Here is a 10,507-nt window from a genome sequence, read left to right as displayed (position 1 = left end):
CCCCCCCCCCCCCCCCCCCCCCCCCCCCCCCCCCCCCCCCCCCCCCCCCCCCCCCCCCCCCCCCCCCCCCCCCCCCCCCCCCCCCCCCCCCCCCCCCCCCCCCCCCCCCCCCCCCCCACGCCGAGGAGGCCTCCTGCCGACGTCCCCGGACGGCTGAGCTCAGGGCGGTGCGTCGAGCATCAGCATCCGGGTGATCACCTGGCACCAGGCCTCCTGGACCGCCGCCGGCCGGTCGGCGACCAGCTCCGTCAGACTGGTCAGCGCGCCGCAGCCCTCGGTGACGATCGCGGTGAAGGCCAGCCGGAAGACCAGCTGACCGATCTCCTCCAGGTCGACGCCGGCGTCGATCAGCGGCTGGACCACCCACTGCTGTTCGGCTCGAGGACGCAGCTCCACGTCGGGTGTTCGCCCGGACCCACGGCCCCGGATGCACCGGCGACTGTGACGTGCATCACCAGCCACCTCGGCGACCGGATGGGCCCGGCGTCCGGCGGATCGACCAGGGCCGGCCCAGCCAGGGCGCCGGCCCGTCAGCGGGCCAGCAGGTCGCGCACGGCACCGACCACCTCGGCCGTCGCCTCCTCGGCCATGAAGTGGCCGCTGGTCACCGTGCGGTGGTCCAGGTCCGGCGCCCAGCGGGCCCAGGTGGCCGCCGCGCCGGCGCTGAGCTCGGGCCCCCAGTCCTGCTGCAGCACCGTCACCGGCATCCGCAGCCGGTTGCCGGCGTCCCGGTCGGCCCGGTCGTGCTCGACGTCCACCGTCGCCGAGGCCCGGTAGTCGGCGACGATCGAGGGCACCGCCTCGCGGCAGGCACGCAGGTACTCGGCACGGACGTCGGCCGGCACGGCCTGCGGGTCGCGCGCCCAGGTGTCCAGGAACGAGCCGAAGAACGCGTCGGCGGCCCCGCTGATCATCGCCTCGGGCAGGCCGGCCGGCTGCGCCATCAGGTACAGGTGCCAGGCGACCGAGGCCGACAGCCCGCTGAGCACCTCCCAGGTGTCCAGGTTGGGCAGCACGTCCAGCGAGGCCAGGTGCGTGACGGCGTCCGGGTGGTCGAGGCCGGCCCGGATGGCGACCAGCGCGCCGCGGTCGTGGCCGACCAGGGCGAACCGCTCGTGGCCCAGCGCCCGGGCGACCGTGACGACGTCGGCGGCCATGGTGCGCTTGGCGTAGGCCTGCCCGTCGTCGGCCGGCTTGTCGCTGGCGCCGTAGCCGCGCAGGTCGGGGCAGATGACGGTGTGGTCGGCCGCCAGGTCGGCGGCGACGTGCCGCCACATCAGGTGGGTCTGCGGGAAGCCGTGCAGCAGCACCACCGGTGAGCCGGAGCCGCCGACCGCGACGTGCAGCGCCACCCCGTCGGCGCCGGGGACGCGCTGCTCGGTGAAGCCGGGGATCGTCGGTGCCATGGCAGTTCCTCCTGGGGATCGGTGAGACGTACCGGCAGACCGTGCCGCCGCCCGATCAGCACCCGGTCAGCACGCGCTCAGCGGCGGCGCCGGGACGGCTAGCGTGGCGCCGTGGCTGGGACGTCCGTGCGGTTCGGCGTGCTGGGCCCGGTCACCGCCGAGGACGACGGCGGCCCCGTCGACCTCCGGGGCCCGCGGCACCGCGCCGTCCTGGCCCGGCTGCTGGTCGCCCGGGGCCGCGCCGTGCCGCTCGCCCACCTGGTCGACGACCTGTGGGACGACGCCCCCACCGGAGCGAACGGGGCGGTGCAGACCTTCGTCGGCGACCTGCGCCGGGCGCTGGAACCGCACCGCCCGCCCCGCACCCCGCCGCAGCTGCTGGTCACCGTCGCCGGCGGGTACGCCCTGCGCACCGCGCCCGGCACCGTGGACGCCGACCGGTTCGAGACGGCTCTCGGCTCGGCCACCGGTCTGCTGGACGACGGCCGGCCGGACGACGCCCGGGCCCTGCTGGACGACGCCCTGGCCCGGTGGCGCGGCCCCGCGTACGCCGACGTCGCCGGCCAGGCCTGGGCCCGTGCGGAGGCCGGCCGGCTCGACGAGCTGCGCCTGCTGGCCGTGCAGCGCCGCGCCGAGGCCGCACTCGCCGCCGGGGACGCGGCCGAGGCGGTGCCGGAGCTCTCGGCGCTGCTCACCGACCACCCGTTGCGGGAGGACACCTGGCGGTTGCTGGCGCTGGCCCTGTACCGGGCCGGGCGGCAGGGCGACGCACTGGCCGCCCTGCGCCGGGCCCGGGCGGTGCTCGGTGCCGAGCTCGGGGTCGACCCCGGCCCGGCACTGCGGCAGCTGGAGGCCGACGTCCTCGCCCAGGCACCCGGGCTCGCCGGCCCGCCACCGCGCACGCCCGCGCCGGCCGGAGCGCTGCCGCCCCCGGCACCCCGGCTGGTCGGCCGGGACGACGAACTGGCCGTGCTGGCGGCCGCCGCGGCCACCGCCGCCGCGGGCCGCCCGCAGCTCGCCCTGGTCTCCGGGGCGGCGGGCGCAGGCAAGACCGCGCTGGCCACCGCCCTCGCCGACCAGCTGCGCACCGCGGGCTGGACCGTCGCCTGGGCCACCAGCCCGGAGGTGCCCGGCGCGCCGCCGGCCTGGCCGTGGACCCAGCTGGGCATCGCACCGACCGAGCAGGCACCCCCGCCCGGCCCCGACGACGACCCCGCCACCGTCCGGTTCCGCCGGCACCGCGCGCTCGCCGCCGGCCTGGTCGCCGCCGCCCGGCGGGCCCCCGTGCTCGTCGTCCTCGACGACCTGCACTGGGCCGACGAGGACACCCTGGCGCTGGTGACCAGCCTGCTGCCCGACCTGGCCGGCGCCCGGGTGCTGGTCGTGGGCACGCACCGGGCCACCGACCTCTCCCCCGGGCTCGCCGAGGCCCTGGGTCGGCTGGCCCGCGCCGAGCCCACCCGGGTGTACCTCGGTGGGCTCACCGGACCGCAGACCGCCGAGCTCGTCGCCGGGCTCACCGACCGGGTGCTGCCCGCCGCCGAGCTCGAGCTGCTGCACGCCCGCAGCGCCGGCAACCCGTTCCTGGCCCGGGAGCTGGTGCGGTTGTTCGAGTCCGGTGGCGTGGCGGCCCTGCGGACCGTCCCCGCCGGGGTGCGCGACGTCGTCCGGCAGCGGGTGCAGCGGCTGCCCGGCACGGCGCGCACGCACCTGCGACAGGCCGCCGTGCAGGGGCCCGAGGTCGACCTGGACCTGCTGGTGCGGCGGGCCGGGGCCGAGGACGCCGTCCTGGAGACGGTGGAGACGGGCCTGCTCGCCGGGCTGCTGGAGGAGGCCGGACCGACCGGGCTGCGGTTCGCGCACGCCCTGGTGCAGGAGGCGCTGTACGACGACGTCCCGCGGGCCCGGCGCACCAGGGAGCACGCCGCGGTGGCCGCCGACCTGACCCGGACCCGCCCGGACGCCGTCGAGACGATCGCCCACCACCTGCTGCGGGCCGGGGACCAGGCGGAGCCGGCGGCCGTCGCGCACTGGGCGGGCGCGGCGGCGCGGCGGGCGGAGGGCCGGTCGGCGCCGCACGAGGCGGCGACGCTGTGGCGGGCCGTGCGCGCGGCGCTGGACCGGCTGCCCGACGCCGATCCCCACGACCGGCTGGCGACGCGGACCGGCCTGACCCGCGCGCTCGCGGTCACCGGCCACCTGCAGGAGGCCCGGGGGGAACGGGCGACCGCGGTCGATGCCGCCGAGCAGCTCGGCGACCCGCTGCTGACCGCTGCGGTCCTCGGCTCCTCCGACGTCCCGGCGATCTGGGCGGCGAACGACGACGAGGAGCTGTCGGCCCGGCTGGTCGCGGTGGCCGAGCGGACGCTGACCGCGCTGCCGGCCGACCGGCGCACCGAGCGCGCCCGGCTGCTGGTGACGATCGCGCTGGAGCGGCGGGCCGACCCCGGGCCTCGCGGCGGCCAGGCGGCCCGCGAGGCCGAGCAGCTGGCCCGGGCCCTCGACGACCCGGCACTGCTGGCCCTCGCCCTGGACGCCCGGTTCCTGCAGAGCGCCTCCCGGGCCGGGCTCGCACCCGAGCGGGCCCGGATCGGCACCGAGCTGGTCGCGCTGACCGCCGGCGCGGCCCACCTGGCGACCTCCGAGGTGCTCGGCCACCTGGTGCTGCTGCAGGCCCGCTCGGCGCTGGGCGACCTGGCCGCCGCCGACCGGCACGCCGCCGCGGCCGACGCGCTCGCCGACCGGCACGGCCTGCCGGTGGTGGGCGTCTTCACCGACTGGTACGCCGCGCTGCGGCTGGCGGTGCGTGGTGAGACCGACGCGGCCCGCGCCGCCTACCGGGCCGCCGCCGCCCGGCTGACCGGCACCGGGATGTCCGGCCTGCAGGACGGGCTGCTGCCCCTGGCGCTGCTCAGCCTGGACCCCGCGGCCGCCGTCGACGACGGGTGGGGACCTCACGAGCCGTGGGTGCGCCCGCTGCTGCTGCTGCGCCGTGGCGACGACGGCGGGGCGCGGGCGGCCCTGGACGCCGTCCCGGACTCCCCGCGCGACCTGCTGCTGGAGGTGCGCTGGTGCCTGGCCGCGCGGGCCGCGGTTGCCCTCGGCGACCGGGCGCGGGCGAGCCGGCTGTACGACCAGCTGCTGCCGGCCGCCGACGAGCTGGCCGGCGCCGGCAGCGGGCTGCTCACCCTCGGACCCGTGGCGGCGGTCCTCGGCGAGCTGGCCGGCGCACTGGGGCGGGGGGCGGACGCCGCGGCACACCACCGGCAGGCGCTGGCGGTCGCCGAGCGGGTCGGCGCCGGGCACTGGGCCGCCACCGCCCGCGCGGCGCTGTGCGGGAACGAGATCGGCCACTAGCCTCCGCGCATGGCCGGCACCGGGACGACCACCACGCCCGACGGCGGCCCGGCCGCCCCGTGGCGGCCCCGGGCCTGGCAGCACATCGCGCTGACCGGCGTGCTGGGCGTGCTCGCCGTCCTCGCCGAGGCGCCGCTGGTGATCGGCGCGGCGTTCACCAGCACCACAGCGGTGCTGCTGGTCCTCACCGCACTCGTGGTGCTCAACGGCGGGCTCGCCTACGCCCTGGACCACCTCGCCGGCCCGGGGCGCGCCGGGCGGGAGGGCTCGGACGGCCGCGGCCTGGCCCTGGGCTCGGGCGGCACCGTGGCCGCGGTCGCCCTCACCTGGGCCGGCATGCAGCTGCAGGTCGACGACTGGCTGCCCGACGAGGCCCTGTGGGGCGCCCCGGCGCTGCCGTTCCTCGTCATCGCCGCCCTGCAGTGGCCGGGTCCGCCCCGCCTCCTCGGCGCGCTGGCCGTGTCGGCGTTCGCCGTCCTGGCGGGCGTGAACGCCGACGACCTCACCGGATCGGCGGCCCCGGCGACGCCGCCCCCGCCGACGTCGCTGGCCGACCGGGCGGCCGCCGCGCACCTCCCCGCGCGCCCGTGGGTCGCCGGGCTGCCCGGCATGCAGGTGTCGGCCGCGGGCCCCTGGGAGGAGGGCGGCGTCTCCACCGGCTACGGCACCGGCGACCCGGCGTCCTGGGGCGCGCTGGTGGTCGCCCTGCCGGCGGACCGGGTGCCCGGCGGCGACCCGTGCGCCGCTCGCTCGTTCCCGACGCCGCGCGGCAGCACGCTGCTGGGCTCGTGCGAGCTGGTGACACCCGGCACCTGGGCCCGGCACGGCGTGGACGACGGCCTGTACGCGTCCCTGGGCAGGGACGTCGTGCGGCAGGTCGAGGGCCAGTGGGTGTCGGTGTCCGGTGGCCCCGACCTGCCGGTGGACCAGCTGATGGCGGCGCTCGAGCAGGCGGCGCCGATGACCGACGAGGAGCTGGAGGCGTACCTGACGACGGTCGGCTACGGCCGCTGACCCCAGCTTTGCATGGAAATACAGGGGCGTGCATACTTCTCGTCGTGTCCAAGGTGCTCACCTCCCTGCCCGTCGGCGAACGCGTCGGCATCGCCTTCTCCGGAGGGCTCGACACCTCGGTGGCGGTCGCGTGGATGCGCGACAAGGGCGCGGTGCCCTGCACCTACACCGCCGACATCGGCCAGGCCGACGAGCCCGACATCGGCTCGGTGCCCGGCCGCGCCAGCGCCTACGGCGCCGAGCTCGCCCGGCTGGTCGACTGCCGCGCCGCCCTGGTCGAGGAGGGGCTGGCCGCGCTGACCTGCGGTGCCTTCCACATCCGCTCCGGCGGGCGCAGCTACTTCAACACCACCCCGCTGGGCCGTGCGGTCACCGGCACCCTGCTGGTGCGGGCGATGCTCGAGGACGACGTCCAGATCTGGGGCGACGGCTCCACCTACAAGGGCAACGACATCGAGCGGTTCTACCGCTACGGCCTGCTCGCCAACCCGGGCCTGCGGATCTACAAGCCGTGGCTGGACGCCGACTTCGTCACCGAGCTCGGCGGGCGCAAGGAGATGTCGGAGTGGCTGGTCGCCCACGGCCTGCCCTACCGGGACAGCGCGGAGAAGGCCTACTCGACCGACGCCAACATCTGGGGCGCCACCCACGAGGCGAAGACCCTCGAGCACCTGGACACCGGCATCGAGACGGTAGAGCCGATCATGGGCGTGAAGTTCTGGGACGAGTCGGTCGAGATCGCCGCCGAGGACGTCACGGTCGGCTTCGAGTACGGCCGGCCGGTGACGATCAACGGCAAGGAGTTCGCCTCCGCCGTCGACCTGGTGCTGGAGGCCAACGCCATCGGCGGCCGGCACGGCCTGGGCATGTCCGACCAGATCGAGAACCGGATCATCGAGGCCAAGAGCCGCGGCATCTACGAGGCGCCGGGCATGGCGCTGCTGCACATCGCCTACGAGCGGCTGGTCAACGCCATCCACAACGAGGACACCCTGGCCACGTACCACGCCGAGGGCCGCCGGCTGGGCCGGCTGATGTACGAGGGCCGCTGGCTGGACCCGCAGGCGATGATGCTGCGCGAGTCGCTGCAGCGCTGGGTCGGCATGGCCGTCACCGGCGAGGTCACCCTGCGGCTGCGGCGCGGCGAGGACTACTCGGTGCTCGACACCGCCGGCCCGGCCTTCAGCTACCACCCGGACAAGCTGTCCATGGAGCGCACCGAGGACTCCGCGTTCGGCCCGGTCGACCGGATCGGCCAGCTGACCATGCGCAACCTGGACATCGCCGACTCCCGCGCCAAGCTGGAGCAGTACGCCCGGATGGGCATGGTCGGCGGCTCGACGCCGACGTCGATCGGGGCCGCGCAGGCCGCCTCCACCGGGCTGATCGACGCCACGGAGGCCGGCGGCGCCGAGGCGATCGCCTCCCGCGGCCGGGTCTCCGAGCACGACGAGCTGCTCGACCGCGCCGCGATGGAGTTCGGCACCGACTGACCGGCGACCGGCGTCAGCGGCGCCGGTTCCCCCGGCGCGCCGGGCGGGGAGCGGTCCACTCGACCACCCAGGTCTCCCCCGGCCGCAGCGCCGCCCACCGTCTCCCGGTGGCCGCGAGCTCGGTCGCGGCGGCCGCCAGCTCGGCTCGCGACCGACCGTCGGCAGCGAGTTCGGTGGCCAGCACCTCCTGACCGCGGGACAGCCGGCCGACCAGGTCGGCCAGCGCCTCCGCGCGCTGGATCTGCACCGCCCGCTCGCGCTTCAGCTGCTCGGACCGCGCGGCGGCGTGCGGCGGCTGGCGGCCGGAGACGTGCCGCATGCTGTGCCAGACGACGCCGTCGGCGACGCAGCCCCAGATCCCGTCACGGACCTGCAGCTGTGCCTCCACCGCGGCGTGCACCAGGTCGTGCGGCAGGTCCGCGCCGCCACCGGCGCCGCGCATCGCGAAGACGACGCCGTCGTCCCGCTCGACCTGGGTCTCCACCGGCCGCCGGTCGGCCATCCGGGTGAACGTCAGTCGCACGCTCCCAGGCTGACCCGGCGGTCAACCGGTTTCACCCGGCGTCGCGGGCGGCGCGCTCGGCGTCGTAGATCCGCGTGGCCTGGGCGGCGTCCAGCCGGGCGTCCTCCGGCCGGACGACGGACAGCTGCGTGCTCTCCGGCGGCAGCACCGTCTGCCACAGCCAGTCCACGGCCACCCGCAGCCGGTTGGCCATCGCCGGCAGGGCGTACAGGTGGTAGCCGCGGGTGACCACCTTGGCCAGCGGACCGGTCAGCGGGACGCCGAGGGGCTTGGCCACCGCGTCCCAGCCGCCGAGGTCGGCGACCAGGCCGAGGTCCTTGTGCCGGTAGGGCCGGGCCTGCCCGACACCCAGGCTGGCGGCGACGTTGCGGCCCAGCGCGGTGCCCTGCCGCTGGGCGTGCTGGGCGGTCGGCGGGGTGTCCGGGACGTCGTCCTGGCCCTTCGCGGCCGCGAGGTCCGGGACGGCGGCGGCGTCGCCGGCCGCCCACACGTCGGGGACGCCGGGGACGGACAGGTCCGCCTCCACCACCAGGCGGCCCTTGCGCAGCGGCAGGCCGAGCTCGGCGACCAGCGGGTTCGCCATCACCCCCGCGCCCCAGACCAGCGTGCGGGTGGCCACCGTGGTGCCGTCGGTCAGCTGGACCTCGTGGGCGTCGGCCGACTTCACCGTCACCCCGAGGCGGACGTCGATCCCGCGCTTGCGGAGCAGGTCCAGGCTGCGGCTGCCCAGCTGCGGGCCGAGCTCGGGCAGCACCGCCTCCGCCAGGTCGATCAGCACCCAGCGCACGTCCTCGGCACGGGTGCGGCCCCAGCGCGCCTCGATGGTGCGCAGCCAACGCTGCGTCTGGGCGACGAACTCGGTGCCGGTGTACCCGGCGCCCACGGCCACCACGGTGAGCAGCTCCGACCGCCGGGCCCGGCCCGCCGGGGTGTCCGGCTCGGCGTCGGCCAGGTCGAGCATCTGCAGCAGGTGGTCGCGCAGGTACACCGCCTCGACCAGGGTCTTCAGCCCGCGGGCATGCTCGGCGACGCCGGGGATGTCGAACTGCCGGGTCACCGAGCCCGGCGCCAGCAGCAGGCGGTCCCAGGGTTCGGTGTACGGCTCCCCCAGCCCGCCGGGGGTGACCGGCGTGACGGTGACCGTGCGCCCGTCCAGGTCGACGGCGGTGACCCGGCCGAGCACCAGCCGGACCCGGGGCAGCGCCCGGCGCAGCGAGACGGCGATGTGCCGTGCCTCGATCACGCCGGTGGCCACCTCGGGCAGCAGCGGGCTGTAGAGCAGGTAGTCGGTGGGGTTGACCAGCACCAGCTCGACCCGGCCGGCCGGCAGGTGCCGCTGCAGGTGCTTCAGGGCGTAGAAGCCGGCGAACCCGCCGCCCACCACCACGATCCGGGTGGTCCTGTCCTGGTCCGCGTCGCTCACTGCGCGCCTCCTGGTGCCTGGTTCCGAGTCCGCCGGGACGCCCCCGCCGCTGCCCGGGACGTCCTCGGCGCCGAGTCCCTGCAACGTATCGGCCAGGACCGGGGGTCGGCTCGGTGAACGGCGTCCCGTCCGGCTGGGAGACTGCGGCGGTGGCTCCCCGACGATGCCCGTGCGGCTCCGGCCTGTCCTACCCGGAGTGCTGCGGCCGGCTGCACGACGGGACGGCGACCGCGCCCACCGCCGAGCAGCTGATGCGCTCCCGGTACAGCGCCTTCGCCGTCGGCGACCCGGCCTACCTGCTCGCCACCTGGCACACCAGCACCCGCCCGTCGACGCTCGACCTCGACCCGGACGTGCGCTGGACCGGCCTGGAGGTGCTCACCACCAGCGGCGGTGCACTGCTGGCCGCCGAGGGCACGGTGGAGTTCCGGGCGCACTGGCTGGCCGGCGGCCGGCCCGGCGCCCAGCACGAGCGCAGCCGCTTCACCCGCGAGGACGGCGCCTGGCGCTACCTCGACGGCGTCTCCCTGCCCTGACCCCGACGGCGACCCACGGGTCGCCGGTCGCCGACCGGGTGCGAGGGTGAGCGTGCCGCACACCGACCCCGGAGGCCCTGATGCCGCACCTGCTGCACCTCGACTCGTCCGCCGACCCGCGCAGCTCGGCGTCCCGTGAGGTGACGGCGGCGTTCGTGCGCGGCTGGCAGGAGCGCGGTGCGGGGTTCACCGTCACCTCCCGCGACCTGCAGGCCGACCCGCCGCCGCACCTGCCCGACGCGGCGCTGCACTGGGCGCCGCGGCTGCGCACCGACGCCGAGACCGTCGACCCGGCGGCGGAGGCGCGCCAGCAGGGCTACCTCGACGAGCTGCTGGCCGCCGACGTGCTGCTGGTCGGGGCGCCGATGTACAACTGGTCGCTGCCCTCGACGCTCAAGGCCTGGGTCGACCACGTGCACGTGCTGGGCACCACCGTGCCGTTCGGCGACTACGAGGCCCGACCGCTGGCCGGGCGCACCGCCGTGGTCGTCTCCAGCCGGGGCGCCAGCTACGACTCCGGTGGCGAGCAGGCCAGCTGGGACCACACCGTGCCGCCCCTGGAGCTGGTGCTGGGCCGGTCGTTCGGGATGAGCGTCTCGGTGATCACCCTGCAGCTGACCCTGGCCGACCGGGTGCCGGCGATGGCCGACCTGCGCGGCCAGGCCGCCGCCGAGGCCGACGCCGCCCGCAGCTACGCCGAGGAGCTGGCCGGCCGGATCACCGCCTGAGCACCGAGGGCTGAGCACCCGAGGCTG

Annotated in this window: 9 protein-coding genes; 5 read left to right on the top strand and 4 right to left on the bottom strand. The window is 77.1% G+C overall.

Annotated elements, in window-relative coordinates:
- Nucleotides 1-159: 159 nt before the first annotated feature.
- Both ACJTNH_RS18925 and ACJTNH_RS18920 read right to left on the bottom strand, forming a co-directional pair.
- Nucleotides 160-396 (bottom strand): hypothetical protein, encoded by a 237-nt coding sequence (locus ACJTNH_RS18925; protein ID WP_458178485.1) that lies wholly within the window; start codon nt 394-396, stop codon nt 160-162.
- A 134-nt stretch (nt 397-530) separates the two neighbouring features.
- Nucleotides 531-1,406: an alpha/beta fold hydrolase gene (locus ACJTNH_RS18920; protein WP_458178483.1), complete on the bottom strand. Its 876-nt coding sequence runs from the start codon at nt 1,404-1,406 to the stop codon at nt 531-533.
- A 111-nt stretch (nt 1,407-1,517) separates the two neighbouring features.
- Here ACJTNH_RS18920 and ACJTNH_RS18915 point away from each other — a divergent pair, with 111 nt between their 5' ends.
- From ACJTNH_RS18915 to argG, 3 genes are read left to right on the top strand one after another with little or no spacing between them, the layout of a single operon-like run.
- Entirely contained in the window at nt 1,518-4,763 is a 3,246-nt protein-coding gene (locus tag ACJTNH_RS18915; RefSeq protein WP_458178481.1) for a BTAD domain-containing putative transcriptional regulator, read from the top strand.
- A gap of 9 nt (nt 4,764-4,772) precedes the next feature.
- Nucleotides 4,773-5,777 carry a hypothetical protein gene (locus ACJTNH_RS18910; RefSeq protein ID WP_458178479.1) on the top strand — a complete coding sequence of 335 codons (1,005 nt, stop codon included), beginning with the start codon at nt 4,773-4,775 and terminating at the stop codon, nt 5,775-5,777.
- Nucleotides 5,778-5,821: 44 nt separating this feature from the next.
- Nucleotides 5,822-7,270 carry an argininosuccinate synthase gene (gene argG, locus ACJTNH_RS18905; protein WP_458178477.1) on the top strand — a complete coding sequence of 483 codons (1,449 nt, stop codon included), beginning with the start codon at nt 5,822-5,824 and terminating at the stop codon, nt 7,268-7,270.
- Nucleotides 7,271-7,283: 13 nt separating this feature from the next.
- On the opposite strand, the gene ACJTNH_RS18900 is transcribed toward argG, so the two are convergent.
- Together ACJTNH_RS18900 and ACJTNH_RS18895 are read right to left on the bottom strand one after the other, a co-directional pair.
- Nucleotides 7,284-7,793, bottom strand: coding sequence for a hypothetical protein (locus ACJTNH_RS18900; protein ID WP_458178475.1), 510 nt, complete (start codon nt 7,791-7,793; stop codon nt 7,284-7,286).
- 31 nt (nt 7,794-7,824) lie between these two features.
- Nucleotides 7,825-9,216 (bottom strand): NAD(P)/FAD-dependent oxidoreductase, encoded by a 1,392-nt coding sequence (locus ACJTNH_RS18895; protein ID WP_458178473.1) that lies wholly within the window; start codon nt 9,214-9,216, stop codon nt 7,825-7,827.
- A gap of 149 nt (nt 9,217-9,365) precedes the next feature.
- Between ACJTNH_RS18895 and ACJTNH_RS18890 the strand changes: the two genes are divergently transcribed.
- Both ACJTNH_RS18890 and ACJTNH_RS18885 read left to right on the top strand, forming a co-directional pair.
- The gene (locus ACJTNH_RS18890) at nt 9,366-9,752 is read left to right on the top strand and encodes a YchJ family protein (protein WP_458178471.1); all 387 of its coding nucleotides are present in this window, start codon (nt 9,366-9,368) and stop codon (nt 9,750-9,752) included.
- A gap of 80 nt (nt 9,753-9,832) precedes the next feature.
- Complete coding sequence (locus ACJTNH_RS18885) at nt 9,833-10,480, top strand: FMN-dependent NADH-azoreductase (protein WP_458178469.1); 648 nt, start codon at nt 9,833-9,835, stop codon at nt 10,478-10,480.
- Nucleotides 10,481-10,507: the final 27 nt, after the last annotated feature.

The organism is Modestobacter lacusdianchii (assembly GCF_054177765.1).
This window is presented reverse-complemented; position numbering and strand designations above follow the sequence as displayed.

What these genes read in the sequence shown, in the direction of transcription:
- ACJTNH_RS18920 (WP_458178483.1), bottom strand. Translation starts at nt 1,406, where the DNA reads ATGGCACCGACGATCCCCGGCTTCACCGAGCAGCGCGTCCCCGGCGCC.
- ACJTNH_RS18910 (WP_458178479.1), top strand. Translation starts at nt 4,773, where the DNA reads ATGGCCGGCACCGGGACGACCACCACGCCCGACGGCGGCCCGGCCGCC.
- ACJTNH_RS18885 (WP_458178469.1), top strand. Translation starts at nt 9,833, where the DNA reads ATGCCGCACCTGCTGCACCTCGACTCGTCCGCCGACCCGCGCAGCTCG.